Here is a 23,121-nt window from a genome sequence, read left to right as displayed (position 1 = left end):
AGTGAAGTACTAGTAGGGGTTGTATCAGTAGTCGCTAGGCTTTGAGTATTAATTGCAAATTACGGACCTAGTCTGAATTTGACTGTGAGTAATCAGTAATCTCATGGTTAAGCGGAAAAGGCCGGCTATTGAAACACGTTGGTTTTTATATTACTTAAAAAAATAAAGGGGCCAGGTCGAAAGCTAATTTTGACCTAGCCCCTTTATGGTAAAATAAGCATAAATGAAGTAGAAAGGAGTTTTTCTGTAAATGAGCTTAGGATTTATTTTAGGAAAAGCATCTGCTGATCATCAAAAAGCGTTAGCAGCACAGTTGGTTTCTTTGAAGAAGAAAGATCCGCAGGGCAAGTTTTATTTTCTTGTTCCTAATCACATTAAATTTGCCTCTGAAGTAAAAGTTCTTCACCAGTTGAAAGCCTTAACAAAGAGTGAGCAGACTTTATTTGCAGAGAATTCTGTTCAGATTTTTTCGTTTTCGCGGTTAGCTTGGTATTTTCTCTCAGACACTGCTTTTTATCAGACACCGCGTATTTCTGAAGCTGGGCGTAATATGATCATTCAGGATATTTTACAGAAGCATCAGGATGAACTTACAGTTTTTAAAAGCGAACAAGAACAGCTTGGTTTTGTTAGTCAAATTAGAAAACAGCTGGATGAATTCGAAAAGGGCTGTATTACGAGTGAGGATCTTGTGCAGTTTGCCTCAAAGACACCAGATCAAATGGATTTAAGAGCCAAATTGCATGATCTATCTTTGGTTTACGCAGATTATACTCAACAAACTGCAGGAAAATACCTTGATAATAATGTGTTGTTAGAGGAACTTGCAAATGTTTTGAACGAAAAAGATATGGAGCATAGTTACTTTTTCATATATGGTTTTACCCAATTTACAGCGAGTGAATTCCGGCTTGTTACAACTCTGTTTAAAAAATCAAAACTGACTTTAGTATCTTTAGTACTTGATAGGGCTTATACAGAGCAGGTTCCTGAAACGCATGAACTTTTCTATCGTGCTGGCTTGCTATATTTTAAACTTTATCAAGCTGCCAAAAAGGAAAAAGTTCCGCTTTTAGTGGACAGCTATGTAAAAGATAAACGTGTTGAAAATCCGACATTGATTACACTCGAAGATTACTGGATAGCATCAACAAGGATGAGTCCGTTAAAAGAAAAGCATGCAGCCGTAAAATCTGGCTTGCAGTTTTTTTCCGCTGATAATCGTTATCATGAAGTAGCAGAGGTTGCCACTCGCTTGCGCCAGCAGGTTGCTTTGCATAATTACCATTATCATGATTTTGCTGTACTGACACGGCATTTAGATCTTTATCGGAATATAATCGGCCCAGTTTTTAAGCAATTCGGTATTCCTTATTTTATTGATTTGCAAAAACAGATGAGTGATCATCCGTTAGTTGAATTTATCAATGCTTTGTTTGCAGTCCATAAGCGTTATTATCGTTATGACGATATGATGCGCCTTTTAAAAACTGAACTTCTATTACCTCAAGAAAATGGCAAGGATATGCCAGTTTCTTCTTTTCGTGATTATTTGGATGTAACAGAAAATTTAGTTTTGAGGTTTGGCTATGAAGGCAAGCGCTGGCTGCAAGAGGATGATTGGGATTATTATCGCTTTTCAGATGCAGACACTGGGGTGCATACTGAATTTGAAAAAGAACAAACCAGAAAAGTTAATTGTATTAGGCATTTTGTAAAGAAAGTTTTGCCGCCCTTTTTTAAAAAAATGGAAAAGGCAAAAACTGGGCGTGAAGGGGCTTTTACCCTTTGTAATTTTCTAGTGGAAAACGGTGTGGTTAAAAGATTATACGAGTGGCGGGATCAAGAGCTGGCTGCTGGTCATCTGACAGAAGCAACACGTCCAGAGGAAACTTGGGATACTTTTTGCCAACTGTTAGATGAATATGTAATAACACTCGGAGAAACAAAGTTTGACAATGAACGTTTTATTGAACTTTTGCAAAGTGGATTTGAAGGAGCTGAGTATAGGCAGGTTCCTTCTACTCTTGATCAAGTAATTATTTCTGAAACCGGTATGGTGCAGATGAATGACCGCAAGGCAACTTTTTTGATTGGTGCAACTGATACGGCAATGCCTGATCGAGTCAGCCTTAACGATATTCTGTCTGATGAAGATCGTCAATTTTTGGAACCTGTTCTCAGTGAAGATCAGTTTTTGAATGAAGAATCTGCAAAGCAGCTTGCAGCAGAGCCATTTCTAAGTTATTTGGCATTTATGAGCAGTTCTACCGCACTTTTTGTCTCATATCCGCTCAGCAACGATGGAGAAGGAATGCTGCATCCCTCTCCTTATACAGAACGAATCAGAAGGTATTTTGAGCTTCCTCTTGAGCATTTTGGACATGAACCGCTTCTAGAAGATAAAGATACTGATATTTTACTGCATTATACGGGTACTAAAAGAACGACTTTATCCCATCTTTTGTCAATCAGCCGTCAGGCAAGAGCTCGTTACAGTGAATTACCTTCTTTGTGGGCGAAACTCTACTTTGAATTAAAGAATAATCCGCAAAGTGCTTTTTTGACGAAAAAATTGTTTGCAAGCTTGGATTATCAGAATACCCCTGAAAAGCTGCGTTCAGAGACTGTTGAATTATTATATGGTGATACAATTAATACTTCGATTTCAAAGCTTGAAGAGTTCTATACAAATGAGTATGCCTACTTTTTGAAATATGGGTTAAAGTTGCAGGAACGTGATGTTTTTGAACTTTCCGCTGCAAATACAGGCGAATTTTTCCACCTGGCGCTAGACTCGCTAGTTAAAGTAATTAATCAAAAAGGATTGGACTTCGCTGCACTTTCTGAAGAAAGCCTGGATGCTCAATTAAAAATAATTACTGTTCAAATGCTGAAACTGCCTCAATTTCAAATTTTAAACAGCTCACAGCGGATGAATTATCTAAGTCGTCAGCTTACAAAAACAGTAAGGCAAATCAGCTGGGCACTTCGTCAGCAAAGCGTTCGCAGCAAGATGAGGCCTAAACATACTGAGGTTCTTTTTGGCCATGTAGGAGCAAAAACGGGACTCAGACCGCTGCAATTTGAACTTTCTGGTAAGCGTAAAGTAAATGTCAGGGGAAAAATAGATCGTATTGACCAAATTAAAACGGAAAATGAAATTTATCTTGGAATTGTTGATTATAAATCGAGTGCACATAATTTTGATTTTAGGGATGCTTTTTACGGGGTATCTCTCCAGATGCTTACTTATCTTGATGCATTGGTGAAAAATCTCGACTTGTTAAGTGAAGATAAAATGAATATTTCTAAACCTGCGGGTGCCCTGTACATGCATTTGTATAATCCCAAGTTAAAGATGAAAAGTATTGTGAAGCAATCGAAAGAAGATGCTTGGCTGAAAGCTAACAAATATGATGGGTTATTGGTAGCTGAGCCGCAGCTTCTAGGACAGCTCGATCAGGAATTAGAACAAGAAAGTAGCGGACATTCAAAAATTTTTCCTTTCAAAAAAAACAAAAGCGGCATATTTGGTTCAAGCAGTCTTCAACGTCATCAACTTGTTACGATGAATGAGTTGTTATTGTTATTGCAGCATAATGAAGAGCTTATCCGTAAGGCGGCTGAAAAAATTTTTGCAGGGGAACTTGCGCTTAACCCTGTTCAGTGGCCGGATAAAAGAACGGCTTTGCAGTACTCGCCTTTTAAATCTATTTTCCAATTTGATGCAATGCTGCCTGAAAATAATTATCGTGTGCTGCCGCAAGCGACACCTCAAGATATTTTGGCGACGTTAAAAGAGAAAAAAGGAGGATCAAAAGATGGCAAAGATTAATTTTACTCCAGCACAAAAAGAAGCGATTGAAGAAAAAAGTGGTAATATTTTAGTTTCAGCTTCTGCTGGTTCGGGAAAAACTCGCGTACTTGTAGAACGAGTTTTACATCATCTGCGTTCTGGAATTGGAATTGACGAGATGCTGATAGTAACTTTTACAGAAGCAGCAGCTGAAGAAATGCGTGAGCGAATTCAAAGTGCTCTCCAAAAAGAAGTCAGTACAGCTCCTGTTGAAAAAAAACAGTGGTATGTAACACAGCTGACAAAGCTTAATACTGCTAATATAAGTACTTTGCATGCTTTTTGCCTCCATCTTATTCAACGTTATTACTATATCATAGGGCTAGATCCTGTTTTTAGACTTTTAAGCGATGATACAGAACGTGAATTGCTGCGTGAAGATGTTTGGAATGAAGTCAGGGAAGAGTTTTACGGACAAAAGGATGAATTATTCGAGCAATTAGCACAAAACTTTTCAAATGACCGCAGTGATGAGGGATTGACTGATGTTGTTTTTCGTACGTTTGATTTTGCAGGTGCTAAAGCTGACTCAGCAAGTTGGCTGCATCAAATACCTACTATTTATCAAAATGAGAATGAAAATTTAACTGAAAGCTCTTTATATAAGAAAAAACTGGTTCCTATTTTAACTGAACGCCTAAAACAAGCTGAAGCTGTATTTGAAGCTGCAGCCGGCATTGCAAAAAATTATTCTTTAAGCAAGTTTGAAGAGACTTTGAAAAAGGATCAAGAAATGGTCGAGGAGCTACTTCAAAAGCTTCAGACTGAATCTTGGAATACTTTGCGCAATATTTTTCAAAATTTAACTTTTCAACGAGCGCCACAGTTAAGAAAACTGGAAGATGAACAAAAAAAGGCCAAAGATGAATTACTGGGGTTGAGAAATGCGGCCAAGAAAGTTGTTAATGATCTTAATGACAAATACTTTTTACTTGATGAGAAACAAATAAAAGATGTGCTTCAAGAGTCCCAGAAGTTGGTTACTGAATTAATGCGAGTGGTTGTTTCTTTTTCAGAAGCATTTACTGCTGAGAAAAGGCAGCGTCATCTTCTGGATTTTAATGACCTTGAGCATTTAGCCCTCAAGATTCTGCAAGGAAAAACACCGGAATCAAGACAGGTACAAGAAAATCTGCAGCAAAAATTTTCGGAAATATTGGTTGATGAATATCAGGATACTAATCAGCTTCAAGAAACGCTGATAAGTCGGCTGGTGGGAACGGCTGGAAACTTATTTATGGTAGGGGATGTCAAACAGTCTATTTATGGTTTCAGGCTGGCTGATCCAGCCTTGTTTTTACGTAAGTATCACGCCTACGCCCAAGCTGAAAGCAATGGTAAAAGGATTATTCTTGCAGAAAACTTCCGTTCGGTAAAAGATATAACTGCTTTTTCAAATTTGATATTCATGCAGCTGATGGATAAACAAGTCGGCGGCTTAGACTATGATAAAAATGCGCAATTAAAATATGGTGCAAACTACTATCCGCCAATGAAGACCGAAACAGAGGTCTTGATTTACGAATCGGAAACAAAAGAAGAATCAAAAAAAGAGAAAGAACCTTTTGACGAAAGCTTTACAGTAGATAATGCGGCTGAAGGGCAAGTACTCGTAGCGGTCCAGAAAATAAAAAGATTACTGGCAGAAAATAAAAAGATTTATGATCGCAAGCTGGGGGAAAAAAGAAATGTACAATTTGGCGATATTGTTCTGTTGGTGCCTACCCGTAATAATAATCTTTTAATTATGAGTGAATTTCAAAAAGCTGGACTTCCTGTTTACATTAAGGACGCACAGAATTATTTTCAAACAACTGAAATCCAGATAATGCTTTCTTTATTAAAAATAATTGATAATCCTTATCAAGATATTCCCCTTGTAAGTGTTTTGCGTTCACCAATAGTGGGGTTAAAAGAAAATGCACTTGCATATTTGAGAATTAACAAAAAAACGGGCGACTATTATCAGGCGGTTAAAACTTTTCAAAAAAACTTTGACCCGCGTAAAGAAAATGACTTTGGGCAAAGGGTTTATGAAAAAGTAGGCAAATTTTTGAGAATGTTGACGAGCTTTCGTGATTTGGCTCACCAAAATCAGCTGGCAGATTTAATCTGGGAAATATATGATCAGACCGGCTTTTTGGATTATGTAGGGGGGATGCCTGGCGGGGCTCAGCGTCAAGCTAACTTGCATGCTCTTTATGAACGTGCAAGTGAATACGAAAAGATGAGTTTCAGGGGACTTTTTCAATTCATTAGGTTTGTTAATAAATTGCAAAAAAGAGATCAGGATCTAGCAGAAGCAAATTCTAAAGTAGCACAAGATGCTGTGCAAGTGATGACGATTCATGGAAGCAAGGGCTTGGAATTTCCAATTGTATTTTTGATGGATGCAACCCGCCAGTTCAATGAACGTGCCCTTAAAGAAGATTACCTGCTTGATGATACTCAGGGATTGGGAATTACACTGCTTTTACCGAAGGAACGTATTAAAGTAGATACTTTGCCTAAGCTTATAATTAATGAACATAAGCAAAGGCAAAATGCAGCCGAACAGATGCGTCTTTTATATGTAGCTCTGACACGAGCGGAACAACAGCTTTATATTGTAGGAACATATCGAACTAAAAAAGAAGCAGTTTCTAAATGGAAACAAGCATTCCAAGCTGAGGGAGTTACCCTAGGAAGTAGTTTGCGCCAAGAAACTAAATGTTTCATGGATTGGATTGGCATGTGCCTGATTCGACGAAGCGAAACACAAGCACAATTTGGGTTGGAACAGCCTAAACTGGCAGAATTAGAAAAAAACACAGCGCATTTTAAAATTAGTTTCTTCACGCAAGGTGAACTTAAGCCGGCTCAAAAACAAGAAGGTGCTGATTGGCTTAAACAACTGGAAAGTAAGAAAGGAAACGTTTTTGATTCGCAAACAGAGCAAGTCTTTCAAAAAGCTGCAGTTATTTTAAATTACAGCTACCCCAATGATGAGCTTACGAAGACTACTGCTTATCAGTCTGTTTCGGACATCAAGCGTTTGTTTAGCGATCCTGACGAGTCGGAATTAACGCATCTTGATGATTGGAACAGGCTCCAAACTCCTACGCGTGGGCATAGAATTGTTCAAAGTGAGTTTAGGCTTCCACAGTTTATGGAACAAAAGGAGTATGTCACAAGTGCTCAAGTTGGGACAGCAACCCATGAACTTCTCAGGCAAGTGTCATTAAAGCAAGAACCTACAATAGCAGAACTGACAAATCAACTTAAGAAACTCGAAACACAAAAAGTCATTGAAAGAGCGGTAGCGCAAAAAGTCAATATACAGCATGTGCGCCGTTTTTTTAAATCATCTCTAGGCCAATTACTGTTAAAAAATAGTGAAAATGTAAAAAGAGAAGTTCCGTTTTCAGCGTTGATTCCAGCCAAAAAGTTGTTTTCTACGATTGAAACCAATAATGACATTTTATTGCATGGCATTATTGACGGGTATGTTGATACAAAAACACAGGTAGTAGTCTTTGATTATAAAACTGATTTTTTATTACCTGAAGATATAGAAAAAAAGAAAGAGCTTACTGCCCGTTATCAAGGACAGCTCAATCTTTATGCACTTGCCTTAGAGAGTATTCTAGGCAAAAAAATTGATCATAAGTATTTATACTTGCTGGCGACAGGTCAAGTCGTTGAAGTTTAATTGTCTACTTGTTGTTTCTTGTCATCATCAGCTGGAAGAACCTGAGAAAGCCACTGTAAAGAAAGTTCAAACCAACTCGCTGTATGATGATCAATATCAGCTGCACCCTTTTGCGGTCGTGCAGTCAACTCATTTGCTAACACGGTTCCATGAATACCAGAAGAAAAAGTATGTACTTCAAAAGAAATTTTGTTCTTAACGAGCGCCTGCACATAATTTAATGTGTTGGAAAGCGGGACCGCTTCATCTGTTTGCGAGTTCCAGATAAATGTCGGAGGGGTGGTTTTATTTACTAATTTTTGAGTATTTATCAGTTCAGGTGTCTCTGAGATTTTGTTGATTTCAGCTAGTTCTTTAGGCCATCCACCGGTAAGATCTGTTACGGGATAAGCTAAAAGCTGTGCATTAGGACGGATCATCTTATTTGCCAACTGTGTTTCTTCAGCTAATCTTACAGTTGCCCAAGTTCCTGCTAAAGCTGAAACAATATGGCCACCAGCAGAAAAGCCTAAAACTGCAAGTGCTTGCGGATTTTGGTTAATCTTCACAGCATTTTTACGCAAAAAACCAAGGGTTGCAGCTAATTCATAAATTGGCTGAGGATAAAGGGGAGTGAAATCCCCTATGAGCGAATAGTGTAAAGAAAAGACATTATATCCACGAGCATAATAAGCAAGCGCTGCTACTGTGTTTTCTCTTTGCGATAAATGTTTGAAACTGCCACCTGCACAAATAATCAGTCCTGGGAAAAGCTGTCCTTCAAAGAGCTTGGGCCGCAGATAGGCTGTAACAGTTACTGCTGTGTTGTTATTGAGAGGAATTTTGAATTCTTTAATCGACATAGTTTTGCCTGCCCTTCTTTTTTTCTATTTTAGCACGTTGTTTCGTTGGTGTGACAATTTAAACAGAGTATGATAGTGAGTATAAGGTGTAATTCCTAATTCAAGGGAGTGATCTGAATGTTTCCAGAACAACTAAAAGCCCTACGTACAGGACGCGGGCTTACACTTGCAGAACTGGCTGCAAGGCTGAACAAAATGGATACTGAAACGGATGAGCGTCCTAACACGGGACCGCAAATAGGCAGTTGGGAGCGGGGTATTAATACTCCTTCATATCTAGAGGTTTATAAGCTGGCCCGCTTTTTTAACGTTTCGCTTGATTTTATGGTTGGCCGTAATTCTCAGGTACTTGACTTATCAGATATTTTTGCCTTGAATAATCAGCTTGTACTTGAGGGACATCGTTTATCTGGGAAAGAACGTGCTGCGGTTTATGGAATAGTTAAAGGATATCTTCAAGGCAAACATTTTCAAAAAAGTAAGGATAATGACAACTTGGCAGATGAGAGTGTTACTTTGCCTTTGGATTAAAATAAAAAGTTTTTACCTGGAAATTTTCTATGCTAAAATTGGTAGGGCAACTATCTAATTTTAGAGGGGAGATACTTTTTTGGATATCATTTCAAAGCTTTACGGTCCTTTTTTTGATGTGAATAATTGGACGACAGTTATCGAGTCGGGCAGTGACTGGATGGTAATTTTGTCACTAGCTCTAATCGAATGCTTGCTTTCTGTTGACAATGCGATTGTACTTGCAGCACAAACTAAGGTATTACCAGATAAAAAGCAGCAAGAAAAGTCGTTGTTTTATGGGTTATGGGGTGCATATGTCTTTCGTTTCCTGATAATTGGAATAGGTACGTACTTAATCAATTTTTGGGAGATTAAGGTTTTAGGTGCAGGGTATTTGATGTACTTGTCAGTAATGCACTTTTATCATATCGTCCATCCAGCAAACACTAAGAAGCGGGCAAAAAAAAGAAGAGTTTTGCCATTGTTTTGGTCAGTTGTTATTTCAATTGAAATGATGGATATTGTTTTTTCAATTGACTCAGTCCTAGCTTCTTTAGCAATTTCAAATAATCCGGTAATTGTTTTGATCGGTGGAATGATTGGAATTCTTTGTATGCGTGGAATCGCAGAAATTATTATCAGATTGATGGAAATCATTCCTGAACTGGAAGTTATGGCATATGCATTAATTGCGTTGATTGCTGTCAAACTTTTTTTGTCGGTTCCATTTATTGGAATCGAAATTCCAGCTGTGTGGTTTGCAGGTATTGTACTTGCAGCTATTTTATTAACTTTAGTTATTAATAGAATTCGACGTTAGATAGGGTTGGTGAAAAGATGTATCGGATGATAACGTGTGATTTGGATGAAACTTTATTAACTGATGAAAAACAGATTACTGTTGAGAACGTGCAGGCAATAAAAGAAGCACTTGCACAAGGGGTATATTTTGTACCGAATACGGGACGTAATTTTTTAACAGTGCAAGCTAATTTACGGCAACTGGGGCTTTACCAAAGGAAGGATGCTTATGTTATTTCCTTTAATGGCGGTGCGATTATAGAAAATTATCATAATAAGGCCATGGTCGTTAACGAAATGCCCTTTGATGTAGTAGAGGTACTTTTTAAGCTAGGGGTTGCAGCACACTATTGTGTGCATGTGTATACCCTAGATAAACTATTTATTTGGAATATTAAACAAGAAGAAATTGATTATCTGAGCGGCAGGATTAATGGGTGGATTGACTTAAAAGAACCCGATATTTCACATTTGCGAAGTGAAAGATTAGTGAAAGTCATTTTCAGTGTTCCTGAAAGCAGCAAAAGAAAGAGAGTCAAAAGAGAAATTACCGAAAAATTTCCTTTTTCGCTAAATATTACTTTTTCTTCAGGCCGTTATGTTGAGTTTAATCCGGCTGCAGCAGATAAGGGACAAGCTATCCTAGCACTTGGGGAAAAACTAGGAATTAAGGCTGAAGAAATTGTTGCAATTGGGGACAATAGTAATGATCTTGCGATGATCCGTAAAGCAGGACTGGGAGTTTCAGTTCAAAATGGATTACAGTTTGTCAAAGATGAAGCAGACTATATTACAAAGTGCGATAATAACCATAGTGCTGTAGCCGAAGTTATAAAAAAGTTTGTTTTGCCGCAAGCAAGCCAAGAGAGTTTAGGCTTTAAAAGAACTGTATAGTGTTAGATTCAAGGCGTGTTTTGACTGTTTTTGAAAACGCAACCAGTAGTGCAATGGAATTTAAGAAGGGAAATGAGACGTATGTATAATGCTGATACTGAAAGATATGACCGTTTACCGCTTAGGCAAGTGGGAAACACAGGACTGTCTCTGCCAATTATTTCACTGGGTTTATGGCACCACTTTGACAGCAGCAGTCCAGCGTATGACCGTAAGAAATTAATTTTAAAAGCATTTGATCATGGAATTTTCAGTTTTGATTGTGCAGACCGTTACGGTTCACCTGAAGTAGGATCAGCAGAGGCCTTCTTGGGAACTTTACTGAAAGATGAATTAAAACAATACCGTGATGAACTGGTTGTTACTACTAAAGTCGGCTTTCGAACTGGGCCAGGTCCTTTTGGGGAGTTTCTTTCGCGAAAAAAGATTTTGCAATCGATCGACCATAGTCTGCAACGTCTAGGCACAGATTATGTGGATATCTATTATGCGCATCGTTTTGATCCTAAAACGGATCTGTTTGAATCGCTTCAAGCACTTGACCAAGTAGTCCGTGAAGGAAAGGCGCTTTATATAGGTATTTCAAATTTTGATAGTGAACAAACTAAGCGTGCGGCTGAGATTTTTAAGGATTTGGGAACACCGTTTACAGTTAACCAGGTTTCTTATAATATGTTAAACAGAGACGCTGAAAAAGATAATCTGTTGAAGGTACTTGAAGATGAGCATAAAGGGCTGGTTGCTTATGGTCCGTTAGCTGAAGGTTTGTTAAGTGATCGTTACTTGGAGAAAATTCCAGCAGGATTTAAGATACATCGGACCAGCCAAGCAGTTTTTGACCAAGGAACTCAAAAAGTTGAAGAAAAATTGCGCAAACTTAATGGTTTAGCCAAAAAACGCGGGCAGAGTCTTTCACAAATGGCACTAGCTTGGTTATTACGCAAGCAGGTTGTGGCTAGTGTGATTATCGGTACCACCAGTCTGCAGCATTTGGAAGATAACTTAAAAGCAGTTAAGAATATGAATTTCTCTAAAGATGAGCTGGATTATTTGGAAAGAATCTTGCAGTAATTTTTTTGAATTGGAAGTATGTCAAAAAAGATTAAAAAGTGCTTAAAATTTACAAAGTTTTTTGTTAAAATAACGAGGGGATGTTTCTCGTTATTTTTTATTTTATAAAAATGTTAAAAAAACGTGAAATCCACCGATAGTAAATGATAGATACCTACATCTGTTTAGTAAAGGGCGAATTAGCGACCAAAGGGGAAACAAAGTGAAACCAAAGAAGATCAAAAAATTATTACGTGAAAAAAGAATCCGTAAAAAAAAGAATTATGTTGTTTCAAGTGTGGCGGCATTGGCTTTAACTTCAGGAGTTTTGTTTGCACAACCTGTAAGGGCTGATTCTGCGCCTGAGCTTGTATCTTCCGTTGCCCAGAATCAAAAAGATGCCAGCTTGACTTCCGTTGGTTCTTCTTCCACAGAAGGAACAACTGAGTATACTGCGCAAGAAAGCAGCACGATTTCTGCTAATTCAGCCAGTGGTTCGGCTGTTTCAAGTGAGCAAACTGTATCAGAATCTGAAACAGCCAAAACACCGTCGACATCTCAAGAAAGTAGTCAGACTTCAGCTGCTGATAAAGTTTCAAGTTCAACGGCAGCTGATGAATCAGATGCCAGCTCGGCAATACATAGTGAGACATCCTCGGGGAAAGTCAGTTCTTCTGAGGATATTGTAAATAGTCAAACATCAGCAAGCAACTCTTCTTCAAGTGTTGAGAGCGATTCTAAGACAGCAGATGTATCTTCTGCAAGTGCTCAGGAAGATATATCTTCAACTTCGGTAAAAGCTGAAAGTAGCAGCGTTTCTCAAGATAGCCAAACAACTGACGAATCGGCTGCCCCTACTGTGCCTCTGATAGCTTTGTACAGCGTACAGTCTTGTGATACTTGGACAGTTGGTGATTCCAACCGCCCACGGGTAGATGCTGTGGATGTTTCTTCATATCAAAGCAATATGACACAGGCAAACTTCAATACCTTAAAACAAAAGGGTGTCAAGACTGTTATTGTTAAGTTGACTCAAGGAACCAGCTATACTAATCCTTATGCGCAACAAGAAATCAGGTATGCGCAAAACGCTGGTTTAGGCGTGATGGTTTATCATTATGCGACTTTTAATAGTACAATTGATGGACGAGAAGAGGGTCTTCACTTTGCAAGTATCATGAACAGCTTGGACCTTTCCAAAAGTACCAGAGTTTTCGCTGACATTGAAGATAGTTCTACATTATCGGCTGATATTTATAATAACTTAATGAGTTTTTGGAGTGCTGTCAGCTCTTATGGCTATAATGACCATGCAGTATATGTAGGTCGCTATTATGAGTATCTTAATAGCGTGACGAGCACTGTCGGCGCTTCAAAAGTCTGGCTTGCACAATATCCATATCAACCTGCTGCAGACGACCTGTGGAATACGCAATATGGTGGCTGGCAGGATAGTTCTCAAGTGAAAATTCCCGGGTACAGCGGATATGTAGATGCCTCGATTGATTATAAGGGATTGCTGACTTACGAGGGTTTTAAGTCTGAAAACGGCAAAACAGTATATTACAATAATATTGATAAAAAAGTTTACGGTCAGCAAAAAATCAATAATAACTGGTATTATTTTGATGATAATACCGGCATAATGGTCACTGGTTTTAAATGGATTGGATCTCAAAATAAAGAGGTCTATTATAATGCTCAAGGACACATGCTTTATGGAGAACAAAAGATTAATAATGGATGGACTTACTTTGATTCGAGCAATGGAGCTCAAGCTAGAGACAAGTTTGTTTATTTAAGCAACAATCATAAGACGGTTTACTATGATCCTACGGGTTACATGCTCTATGGCCAGCAAAGGCTCAATAATAACTGGTACTACTTTAACGAAGGTAATGGGTCGATGGTTACGGGCTTTAAGTGGATTGGCTCTCAAAATAAAGAGGTCTATTATAATGTTCAAGGACACATGCTTTATGGAGAACAAAAGATTAATAATAGATGGACTTACTTTGACCCAAGCAATGGAGCTCAAGCTAGAGACAAGTTTGTTTATTTGAGCAACAATCATAAGACTGTTTACTATGATCCTACGGGTTACATGCTTTATGGCCAGCAAAGGCTTAATAATAACTGGTACTACTTTAACGAAGGTAATGGGTCGATGGTTACAGGCTTTAAATGGATTGGCTCTCAAAACAAAGAGGTCTATTATAATGCCCAAGGACACATGCTCTATGGGCAGCAGAAGCTCAATAATAACTGGTACTACTTTAACGAAGGTAATGGGTCGATGGTTACGGGCTTTAAGTGGATTGGCTCTCAAAACAAAGAGGTCTATTACAATGCCCAAGGACACATGCTCTATGGGCAGCAAAAACTCAATAATAACTGGTACTACTTTAACGAAGGTAATGGGTCGATGGTTACGGGCTTTAAGTGGATTGGTTCCCAAAATAAAGAGGTCTATTACAATGCCCAAGGACACATGCTTTATGGAGAACAGCTAATTGGAGGCAAGTGGACTTATTTTGATCCAAGTAATGGAGCTCAAGTTAGAAACAAATTTGTCTACTTGAGTAATACTAAAACGACTTATTATTATGATTCCTTAGGATACAAAGTTTATGGTCAGCACAAAATAAATGGTATTACATACTATTTTGATAATTCAACCGGCGCTTTGATTTCTCATAGTTAAGATAGAAAAGAAAGTTTGATTATCAAATTATGTTATGGCTTGATAAATTAATAGTTATAGAGGCTGTCTTTAAATTATATAGTCGTTAACTGCAAAGGGCTGAGTCAAAAATTACGTTTTGGCTTAGTCCTTTGTACTATTTTACTTACAATATCTGTATTAACGTGTTTTAGTAATCAGTTCTCTTCATTTAATTATGAGCTGCAAATATAGTTAAACTTAAATTCTTTTTGTAATTTATCGTTGGTACTCAAGATGTTGCCCTTTTTTAAATTAATTTGGGCTCATAGTCATAGTCTTGCGAGCTAAAAACTCATTTGTTTTGCACACATAATTAATCCAATTCATAAAATTTTATGTTGCTGTTTTTAAAAGACAGGTTGCTATGTTTAAAATTAATTATGGCAGCTACAGTTTTTAAGCTTTGTAATTTTTTATTTTTAAAGAACATGAGCCTTAACAAACTTTTGTATTTGGCGAATGTTTGGTATAATCAGTTTCGTTATGTAAAATGGTGGTTCGCAAACATCCCACCGTAATAAAAAACTAGAAAGAAGTTTTCAAATTGGAAAATACTCACCAAAAAACGGCTGGACTGATTAAGGCCGGTCTGGTTGCTGCACTTTACGTTGTTTTAACGGTTGCGTTTATCCCCTGGAGCTATGGCCCTATCCAGCTGCGTTTATCTGAAATGCTTAATAACCTGGCAGTTTTTAATAAGCGCTATATTTGGGCTTTAACTATCGGCTGTGTAATTGCAAATCTTTGGTCCAGTTTAGGCGCATTAGATGTTATTTTCGGTTCTCTCGGAACACTGATGATGACAGGAATCAGTTATTTGCTTAGCCGTCATGTTAGTTCAAAGGTGGGAAAGCTTGTAATCAGCGTGATTGTTTGTGCGCTTTCTTCTTGGAGTGTTGCACTCGAACTCTATTTCATCAGTAATGCTCCCTTTTGGGCAACTTATCTGACCGTTGCTATCGGAGAATTCATTTCGGTTATCTTAGGCGCGATTGTGATCGGGATTATTAGTTACCGGATTGACCTTAAAAGTTAACAAAGCAGCTTTATAACGAACAAAAGCTATATGATATGTGACACTTTGGTAATTGTGTGCAGGGCGCCAATAGTCGTTAGATTTTGAGCATTAACTGTGAATTACGAGTATAGTCTGAATTTTTGACTACGGGTAATTCCGTGGTTAAGCTAGAAATTGACTATTGAAATACGTTGATTTGCATACTTCAGTTTAAAACAGAGGGATTGGATCAAAAGTTAATTTTTGATCCAATCCCTTTTTAACTGCCAGTTAGCAATTTTTAAATTTGCGGTAGCTCGCAATTTCCAGTAGATTTTGGTCATAATCCTTAATATAAATTGAAGTCATTTTCCCCTCTGAGCCTTTCTTTTCTAATGGTCCGGCAATTACTGGGACATAATAGCTTGCTAAATGATTAATGACATTTTCTAGCGGATCCGCTGTGATAATACAAATTGCAGCGGATCCAGTAGTCGGATTTTGAGCTGCCAGTTCTTGCGGTTGTTCAGAAAGTTGGAACTCGATTAGCTGATGGCCGCAGCGTACGCAGCCAGTTGTTTGTCCTTTGGCAATAATCGGCATGTCAAAAACTTCGTGATAAAAACGAAGTGTACGTGCGATGTCAGTAACTGTCAGTACAATGTGATCAATTCGTTTAATATTCATAAAGACCTTCCTTAATAAAAAAGACGGGCAACTGTGATCACCCGTCCTTAATGTAAGTATTTTATCCTTAATTTGTAAAATAAAATAAGAATACCCTAGCTAAAAGGGTTTAGCTGTATATGAATCAGTCATTAAAGGTTCCATCTTCAACATCTGCAAGAAACTTTTTTAAGTGTGCAAAATATACAGGTGCATTATCAATCATATGATGGTGGCCGCCATTTGGTGTTGTTTCAAGACGTGCATGGGGAATGACGCTCGCCATCCGCCGAGCAGTTGCCAGCGGCATTGTTTCGTGTTCACCATAGGTAATTAAGGTAGGAACATTGATTTTATGGATATCGTTACGACGATCCCAACCCTTCATTTTGCCAGTAACAACGAATTCGTTATCACCTTGGAAGTAATTGTAAACGGGCGTTGCCATAGTGTTTGTTAAGTGGGAAATTGCCGGCGGCTGCTTCCGATCAACATAGCCTCGGTTTAAGGCATCTATTAATTTTTGATAGCGCTCGTTTGCATAATCATTTTTAGCTTCACAGTCTTTCATGAAGGCTAATTCGTCAGCGGAAAATTCTTTTTCGCGAATTGCATTGACATTTGCCACGTATTCATCAATATTATCAGTCATGCTCGAGATAATAATACCCTTAAGATGTTTTGGATATTTAAGTGCATATTCTTGAGTAAGGATTCCGCCCCATGACTGACCGATAAGATAAAAGTTATCTAACCCTAACTTTTGTCGAACTTCTTCGACTTCATCAATAAAATAATCCATATTTAGAAACTTATCGATATTTTCCTGTTTAGTGAAGTCGGGCTGATCAGAGTACCAAGAACCGAGTTGATCGTACATTGAAACCTGCACTCCAAGGTCCGCTAATTTTTCAGCAAAATTCTCGTAGTACTCGTGATTACCCCCTGGGCCGCCGTGAAGACAGAGTAATTGTATCTTACCGTGACCTTCTGTATGGGTCCACAAATGGTAGCCATTATCCAAAGTCAGGATTGTTGTTCCTTGTTTCATTTTTACACCTGGTTTCTTAAAGTTTAATTTAATAATAGCACTTAAAGAGTGGATAAAACTAGGGACTACTCTCCAAGTTCAGGATTTACTACTTGAATTTTCAAGCAGCTGCTACCGAATTGCAGTGAGTATGCAAGGTCCTCGTTAGGCCTAACTGTGATTCCAAAATCAGTAGAATAAACTACCAAACCGAGCTGATGACCCTTATTGAGATGATAAAAGATCGGCTGTAAAGTAAGGTTTACTGTATAGAATTTATTCGGATCCAGTTCGTCATTTTGCCACGTGTTGTGCCGATTCTGCAAGTTAATATGGCCTAGTGAAATCATTTTCCATGGTGTAGTTTTTGCCAATTCAAATTCTACCAGATCTTCTTTTTGCCATTGATAGCCACGATCTAAAGCTTTGCGTGCCACAATTTGCGGAACCGTTCCTAATCTTTTAGCATTTCCGTAATCAACCAGCATAAAGCTCAACATTCCATGGTCCTTATTAACAGCAACATTTACAGAAATTTCGGGTGTACCGCGCAGAAGAAGATCGTTTGAAAAAGCAGGTGTTCTAAACAGCAAACAATTATTTTTTAAAGGCGAGTTCTCAACTATAAGCAGATCTCTTCTCCAAGCAGTAGTGTTTTTTTGATAGTGATCAAAAGTTTCAGGGCTTAGATGGTCTTTAAAAGTTGCTGCTCCGGAGCGGACTGCAGTCTTTACAGTAGTTAACTCGTGAGGCTGCAGCCAGAAAGTTTCTTTTTTCTCTTCAGGTTTTTCCCAGTCTGCATACCCGGTCCACTTTTCAGGTTTCAGATTGTCTTGGACAATTACATCAGGCAGCAGTTTATCAGCATGATTATCGACCTGGTAGAGCTTAAAGGATAACCAGAGATTAGCTATGTCAGTAAAATCAAGTGAGCGAAAATTATTGATGTAAATGTGCTTTCCCTGATGCAGAATAAGTTTTTGTGTTATAGGCCTGTTTTTAAGTGCCTGCCACAAGTTATATACGTTTTTGGGTTTAACATTCCAATCATTCAAGCCATGCACCATCAGGATATCTGCAGTAACATTTTTGGTATCCTTAAGGTAATTACGAGCATCCCAGAAAGTGTTATAGTTGCCACTGCTGCGGTCTTGTTCACTACTGATTTGTGAAAGTATTTTTGAAAAGTTATCCTTAACTTTTAAGTAATCACCTGCCTGTTTTTTTCGGCTGAAGCATTCAAGCGCCAATACATCGGCATCTTCTCCGGGAAAACCACCGGGAGCAGCCACAAGCCCGCCTTCTCGATAATAATCGTACCAACTGGAAATTGCTGCTTCAGAAATAATGGTTTTTAGTCCTGAAACACCGGTGGTTGCGGCGGCTGTTGCAAGTGTTCCTAAATAAGATTTTCCGGTCATAGCAACTGCACCGTTACACCACCAAGCCTTGATTGCGATCTGATCAGACTTATTCGTGAAGGCTGTCCGTTTTCCATTCAACCACTCAACAACTGCTATTGTGGAAGCTGTTTCGGCCGGTGAACCGCAAGTGCGGACACCATCAGAATCTTTGGTGCCGATACCAGCTGCATAGACTGCAGCAAATCCGCGCGCCAGCAAGTAATCATTCAAAGTATAAGAAAATTCATTACTAAAAGATTCTTCTGGTTTTAAAGTCTGCCCCTTTATTTTCCTATGTGCCGGTAATTTCCGACTTGGAGCATGATATTTGATTTTGGAGTAATCGATTGCTCGAGGAACTTTATGAAGAAGAGGAGTTGCCATGCAATGCATCAGTTTATCCGCTTCTTGATCATTTGTACCTTGATTATAAGGGCTCGCAGTATAAATTGCAGGGACTTTTAGCCCGCTTTCAGTTTCACTGGGTCGAATATAATTAACTTTAAGTAAGTCTAAAGCACTATCTTGATCAGTATCCAAGTCTGTTTCTACATAGACTGTTTCATAGATCAACTTAGTCGTATCGAAAACGGGTTGTGCTTTGCCGTTAAAAAAAAGGGGAGAAGAGCAGCTGCCAATAAAAGAGGTAAAATAGCCTTGCGCAGCCAACTCATCGAGAAAGAGCAACCCGTTTTTTGTGTGGGTGCAAAGCAGATCATACCAAGCAGCTAAAAGGTCTTGTCTGGTAGCCAGCCGATTAGCATAGTACAATCCGATTTTTTCCATATCTTTTAACGGATCAGCAAATGAAAAGTCCTCTTCGGGTAAAAAGCCCAGTAACTGTAACGCAACATTATAAAAAGCTTTTAAAGAGAGCTCGTCCCTTTCCAAAAATTCAGTTACATTCTGTTTATCGGTTGCCAGCAAGGATTCAGCCTTTTGTTTTTTTGTCGCTTGGGTACGAGCTTGTGGAAAGGCCTTTTCCAATAGCTTTTGCCAAACTTGATTTAGATTTTTCTCTTGGAGCAGTTCATCGTTAATGTAATGGATAGCACGTAGTTCTGCTATTTTTTGTGCGTACGGGACTTTAAGCCGCGCAAATTGATTATTGTGCATGTTTTATTCCTCCTGGTCAAATACTTCATTGTCTGATTATACTCTAACAAAAGCGCACATAGAGGATTATTGTAATAAAAAAACCAAAAATACCCTAAGCTGCAGGGTATTTTTGGGATAAGGTCAAATAGATTATTTGGTTAACTGACTATGTTTAATACCATAGGTAAAATAGATTCCCATTCCTATTACAAACCAGATAATTGAAGCGATCCAAGTCTCAGAAGGCAATTTTGTCAACATGAAAACACAAAGCCCAAACGAAATTAGAGGAAGTACGGGATAAAATGGCACTTTAAAGCCATCATTTGGAATATCCTTTCTTTTACGAAGAGGTAAGACGCCCAGTGAAATGAAGGTAAAGGCGATCAAAGTACCGATGTTTACCAAGTTTGTGAGCTGGTTCAAAGAAACAAAGCCTCCCATGAAAGCGATGATGATAGTAACTACAAGCATGCTGTTATTCGGTGTATGGTGTTTGGAATCAATTTTTCCTAGAGCTTTTGGAAGCAGACCATCACGCCCGATTGAATAAATTAAACGTGAGCTACTGTAGATCATTGTAACCATCATGGTAAACATTCCTGCTAGGGCTCCAAGAGAAATAATTCCAGCGATCCAATTTTGGTGGACAACCCGCAATGCAAATGCTACCGGATCAGCAACATTTAATCTTTTATATGAAACCATGCCGGTTAATACAATAGAGACAAGTGTATACAAAATAGTACAGATTACCAGAGTTCCGATAATACCAAGAGGCATATTTTTATGCGGTTCCTTAACTTCAGCAGCTGAAGCGGAGATAGCATCAAATCCCAAGTAAGCGAAAAAGACAAGAGAGGCTCCGGTTAAAACACCATTGCTGCCGAATGGCAAGAAAGGACTCCAATTAGCAGGTTTTACATAAAAGAAACCAACTAAAAGAAAGATAAAAATAATAGCAATTTTAATAACTACGATAATATTATTAAGCCTGATCGAAGTTTTGACACCTTTTGAAAGAATAAATGAGATAAGGAAAACAACAAGAATAGCGATAATATTTACATAAGTGCCATTAGCAGGATCAAAGTATCCGCTGACTGCCCTTGGAAGATGGATTCCAAAACCTGCAAGTAAAGAATTAAAGTAAGCCGCCCAGCTGGTTGAAACAGCAGCAACAGCGAGCATATACTCTAAGATTAAAGCCCAGCCCAAGAACCAGCCGATAATTTCACCGAAAACAACATTTCCGAAAGAATAGGCGCTCCCTGCAATCGGCAAGGCAGAAGAAAATTCCGCGTAGCACATTGCAGCAGTTGAACAAACAATTGCGGCCAGTATAAATGAAAGGACAATACCCGGTCCTGTATGAAGTGCTGCTACTGTTCCAGGAAGAACAAAAATACCAGCACCGATTACAGCCCCAACCCCCAAGGCGATCAAATCAAAACCGTTCATACTTTTGATTAAGCGCCTATCTTTTGCCAAGTAGCGTGACAAACTTTCTTTTTTGAAAATTCTAGTCCATAGATTCACAAACTCAACTCCTTTTTTAAAATAAATATACGCCCTTGATAATATACAAAATTAGAGCAGGATGTCAATTAAATTTGAAAATTAAAATTAACCCCCTCTTTAGTTAGGATTCTTAAGTAGACTTTTAACTTAGTAGGGAAAGTCTGGAAGCTAAAATGATAGTTATCTCATTTAAGTACAGAGCTTCTAAAAAGTGATTGTTGAAATGAATCCAGATATTAACAGGTTTGCATTTTAAAGCTGATTACCAGGAGTATTGAGATAAAATTAGGGGCTGGGTCAAAAATTAAATTTTAGCCTAGTTCCTCTACTTATTCCGGATAAACGTGTTCCATAAGTCAAAATTTTCCGTCTAACCTCGAATTACTCACAGCAAATTACTCGCTATGTTCGTAATTTTTTGTTAGTATTCAAATTTTACCGACTTATGTCATACTCTCATTGAGATAAAATTAGGGCTGCTGCCAAAATTATCTTTTGACAGCAGCCCCATTTATTAGTTTCTGTACTCTTTATAGCAGTTACTATATAAAAATTTCTGCTATAAATGTTGGACTTAAATTACTTTTTAAAAATTTAGAATTAGTTGAGAGCGTGTTTTCTTAGAGTAACTAAATCTTCAAGTTTTGCAATAGCTTGTTGAATTGTAATACTTTCAGCAAAAAGTTCAGGTCTTTCTTTTGAACGTGCAATAAAAAGTTGTTTATCAGTATTAAGCCCAATGGAGTACCATTTTTTGTTATAAGAACCAAAATTCATGGTCAAATTCCTCCTTTAAAACTATAATAAAAATAGCGTTTCAGCAAACTGCGCTTAGCGCTTACAATTTTTATTTTATGCTTATTCTGTATTTTTTCAATTATTATGCATCGAGGAGGAAATGAGAAAAAATGAGAAAATTACTTGTACTTTGTGGTGGTTCCGGTGCCGGTAAGACTACCATTCAACATTATTTGGAGAAAAAATACAGTTTTTCTCGTGTTCTCACACATACTACACGGCGTAAAAGAAGAGGAGAAAAAAACGGAATAGATTATTATTTTGAAACTAAAGAAAGTTTTTTTCAAAGACAATATCTTGAATATATCCAATATGACGGTAACCTTTATGGTTCTTCAGTGGAAAGTTTACTAAACACCTGGGGAAAAAATGACAAGGCAGTGATTGTGCTGGATACAAAAGGAGTGCTTGCTTATCGGCAAAAGCTTTTAACTGAAAAAGTTATTTTTTGGTATGTTGCGGTTACTGACAAAGAAATTTTTAACAAACGTATCTTGAAAAGAGGAGAAAAAGAAGAAATAGCTCAGAGGCGTTTAAGAAGTAAAGAAGCTGTTCGGGATATGCAGATGCCCCAGCAGCTGAGAAGCTTTTGTGAAATTATCCTGAATGACAACTGGGAAAAAACCAAGGAAGAAATAAAATTACAGTTGCAGCAAAGTGGTTTTTAAATTGATATTGTAACATAGTGGTTTATGATATACTGTTGTGTAATGGTAATTATTATTATTTGAACGGAGGATGACTATGATTGAAGTTGCTATTAAATTACTGCAAAAAAACAATTATAAAATTACAAAACAGCGGCGAAGCCTATTGGATTATCTAAGTCATTTTCAAGAGCAATACGTTACTATTTCTGCAGTAGATAAATACATGCATAAAATATATCCGGGTATGAGCCATAATACAATTTATCGTAATATTAAGGAATTTGAGGAAATCGGAATTATTGAACACAGGATACGTGATGGCAATGCCAGCGTAAAGTATCAGTGTGACTTTGTACATCATCATCATCATTTTATCTGCAAAAGGTGTGGAAAAGTGCAAGAAGTTCAAATGTGTCCGCTCGACTTCTTTGAAGAGCAGTTGCCGGGTTGCAAAATCGATGGACATCATTTTGAGCTTTATGGAATTTGTGCTGATTGTATAAGAATAGCCAAAGAGAATTCAAATGCATAGTTTTTCGGAATACTTTTTGGGTATAATTAGATAAATTCAAAATTAAGAAAG

Annotated in this window: 16 protein-coding genes and 1 riboswitch; of the genes, 10 read left to right on the top strand and 6 right to left on the bottom strand. The window is 37.9% G+C overall.

Features of this window, described 5'->3' with window-relative positions; genetic code table 11:
- Positions 1-250: 250 nt before the first annotated feature.
- Together FD46_RS01495 and addA are read left to right on the top strand one after the other, a co-directional pair.
- The gene (locus tag FD46_RS01495; protein WP_057895420.1) at positions 251-3,838 is read left to right on the top strand and encodes a PD-(D/E)XK nuclease family protein; all 3,588 of its coding nucleotides are present in this window, start codon (positions 251-253) and stop codon (positions 3,836-3,838) included.
- Positions 3,825-7,550: a helicase-exonuclease AddAB subunit AddA gene (gene addA, locus FD46_RS01490; protein ID WP_057895419.1), complete on the top strand. Its 3,726-nt coding sequence runs from the start codon at positions 3,825-3,827 to the stop codon at positions 7,548-7,550. Before FD46_RS01495 ends, addA begins: the two co-directional genes overlap by 14 nt.
- Here addA and FD46_RS01485 read toward each other — a convergent pair.
- On the bottom strand, positions 7,547-8,392 hold the full coding sequence (locus FD46_RS01485) for an alpha/beta hydrolase (RefSeq protein WP_057895418.1): 846 nt from the start codon (positions 8,390-8,392) through the stop codon (positions 7,547-7,549). The genes addA and FD46_RS01485 overlap by 4 nt on opposite strands.
- A gap of 117 nt (positions 8,393-8,509) precedes the next feature.
- Between FD46_RS01485 and FD46_RS01480 the strand changes: the two genes are divergently transcribed.
- The 6 genes from FD46_RS01480 (at position 8,510) to FD46_RS01455 (ending at position 15,411) form a co-directional block, all read left to right on the top strand.
- Positions 8,510-8,923: a helix-turn-helix domain-containing protein gene (locus FD46_RS01480; protein WP_057895417.1), complete on the top strand. Its 414-nt coding sequence runs from the start codon at positions 8,510-8,512 to the stop codon at positions 8,921-8,923.
- A 79-nt stretch (positions 8,924-9,002) separates the two neighbouring features.
- The gene (locus FD46_RS01475; protein WP_057895416.1) at positions 9,003-9,725 is read left to right on the top strand and encodes a TerC family protein; all 723 of its coding nucleotides are present in this window, start codon (positions 9,003-9,005) and stop codon (positions 9,723-9,725) included.
- A gap of 17 nt (positions 9,726-9,742) precedes the next feature.
- The gene (locus FD46_RS01470) at positions 9,743-10,600 is read left to right on the top strand and encodes a Cof-type HAD-IIB family hydrolase (RefSeq protein ID WP_057895415.1); all 858 of its coding nucleotides are present in this window, start codon (positions 9,743-9,745) and stop codon (positions 10,598-10,600) included.
- An 81-nt stretch (positions 10,601-10,681) separates the two neighbouring features.
- Entirely contained in the window at positions 10,682-11,671 is a 990-nt protein-coding gene (locus tag FD46_RS01465) for an aldo/keto reductase (protein WP_057895414.1), read from the top strand.
- A gap of 202 nt (positions 11,672-11,873) precedes the next feature.
- Positions 11,874-14,354, top strand: coding sequence for a GH25 family lysozyme (locus FD46_RS01460; RefSeq protein ID WP_057895413.1), 2,481 nt, complete (start codon positions 11,874-11,876; stop codon positions 14,352-14,354).
- 508 nt (positions 14,355-14,862) lie between these two features.
- A riboswitch (PreQ1 riboswitch) is annotated at positions 14,863-14,910 on the top strand.
- Between the two features lie 9 nt (positions 14,911-14,919).
- Positions 14,920-15,411 (top strand): QueT transporter family protein, encoded by a 492-nt coding sequence (locus FD46_RS01455; protein WP_057895412.1) that lies wholly within the window; start codon positions 14,920-14,922, stop codon positions 15,409-15,411.
- 252 nt (positions 15,412-15,663) lie between these two features.
- On the opposite strand, the gene FD46_RS01450 is transcribed toward FD46_RS01455, so the two are convergent.
- The 5 genes from FD46_RS01450 to FD46_RS10440 all read right to left on the bottom strand — a co-directional run bounded on the left by FD46_RS01450 (position 15,664) and on the right by FD46_RS10440 (position 21,867).
- Positions 15,664-16,059: a VOC family protein gene (locus tag FD46_RS01450; RefSeq protein ID WP_057895411.1), complete on the bottom strand. Its 396-nt coding sequence runs from the start codon at positions 16,057-16,059 to the stop codon at positions 15,664-15,666.
- A gap of 124 nt (positions 16,060-16,183) precedes the next feature.
- Positions 16,184-17,089, bottom strand: coding sequence for a proline-specific peptidase family protein (locus FD46_RS01445; RefSeq protein ID WP_057895410.1), 906 nt, complete (start codon positions 17,087-17,089; stop codon positions 16,184-16,186).
- Positions 17,090-17,154: 65 nt separating this feature from the next.
- A complete protein-coding gene (locus FD46_RS01440) occupies positions 17,155-19,587 on the bottom strand; it encodes a Xaa-Pro dipeptidyl-peptidase (protein WP_057895409.1) in 2,433 nt (810 codons plus the stop codon).
- Between the two features lie 132 nt (positions 19,588-19,719).
- The gene (locus FD46_RS01435; RefSeq protein WP_057895408.1) at positions 19,720-21,108 is read right to left on the bottom strand and encodes an APC family permease; all 1,389 of its coding nucleotides are present in this window, start codon (positions 21,106-21,108) and stop codon (positions 19,720-19,722) included.
- Between the two features lie 582 nt (positions 21,109-21,690).
- The gene (locus tag FD46_RS10440; RefSeq protein WP_169790348.1) at positions 21,691-21,867 is read right to left on the bottom strand and encodes a hypothetical protein; all 177 of its coding nucleotides are present in this window, start codon (positions 21,865-21,867) and stop codon (positions 21,691-21,693) included.
- 131 nt (positions 21,868-21,998) lie between these two features.
- Here FD46_RS10440 and FD46_RS01430 point away from each other — a divergent pair, with 131 nt between their 5' ends.
- Complete coding sequence (locus FD46_RS01430) at positions 21,999-22,556, top strand: guanylate kinase (protein ID WP_057895407.1); 558 nt, start codon at positions 21,999-22,001, stop codon at positions 22,554-22,556.
- Between the two features lie 76 nt (positions 22,557-22,632).
- Positions 22,633-23,070 (top strand): Fur family transcriptional regulator, encoded by a 438-nt coding sequence (locus FD46_RS01425; RefSeq protein ID WP_057895406.1) that lies wholly within the window; start codon positions 22,633-22,635, stop codon positions 23,068-23,070.
- The last annotated feature ends 51 nt before the right edge of the window (positions 23,071-23,121 follow it).

Origin of the sequence: Liquorilactobacillus oeni DSM 19972, assembly GCF_001436275.1 — a bacterium.
GTDB lineage: Bacteria > Bacillota > Bacilli > Lactobacillales > Lactobacillaceae > Liquorilactobacillus > Liquorilactobacillus oeni.
The sequence above is the reverse complement of the archived record's forward strand: the minus strand, read 5'-3'. Positions and strand labels throughout refer to the sequence as shown.

Coding starts and splice junctions, on each gene's coding strand:
- FD46_RS01495 (WP_057895420.1), top strand. CDS start 251: ATGAGCTTAGGATTTATTTTAGGAAAAGCATCTGCTGATCATCAAAAA.
- addA (WP_057895419.1), top strand. CDS start 3,825: ATGGCAAAGATTAATTTTACTCCAGCACAAAAAGAAGCGATTGAAGAA.
- FD46_RS01485 (WP_057895418.1), bottom strand. CDS start 8,392: ATGTCGATTAAAGAATTCAAAATTCCTCTCAATAACAACACAGCAGTA.
- FD46_RS01480 (WP_057895417.1), top strand. CDS start 8,510: ATGTTTCCAGAACAACTAAAAGCCCTACGTACAGGACGCGGGCTTACA.
- FD46_RS01470 (WP_057895415.1), top strand. CDS start 9,743: ATGTATCGGATGATAACGTGTGATTTGGATGAAACTTTATTAACTGAT.
- FD46_RS01465 (WP_057895414.1), top strand. CDS start 10,682: ATGTATAATGCTGATACTGAAAGATATGACCGTTTACCGCTTAGGCAA.
- FD46_RS01450 (WP_057895411.1), bottom strand. CDS start 16,059: ATGAATATTAAACGAATTGATCACATTGTACTGACAGTTACTGACATC.
- FD46_RS01445 (WP_057895410.1), bottom strand. CDS start 17,089: ATGAAACAAGGAACAACAATCCTGACTTTGGATAATGGCTACCATTTG.
- FD46_RS01440 (WP_057895409.1), bottom strand. CDS start 19,587: ATGCACAATAATCAATTTGCGCGGCTTAAAGTCCCGTACGCACAAAAA.
- FD46_RS10440 (WP_169790348.1), bottom strand. CDS start 21,867: ATGAATTTTGGTTCTTATAACAAAAAATGGTACTCCATTGGGCTTAAT.
- FD46_RS01430 (WP_057895407.1), top strand. CDS start 21,999: ATGAGAAAATTACTTGTACTTTGTGGTGGTTCCGGTGCCGGTAAGACT.
- FD46_RS01425 (WP_057895406.1), top strand. CDS start 22,633: ATGATTGAAGTTGCTATTAAATTACTGCAAAAAAACAATTATAAAATT.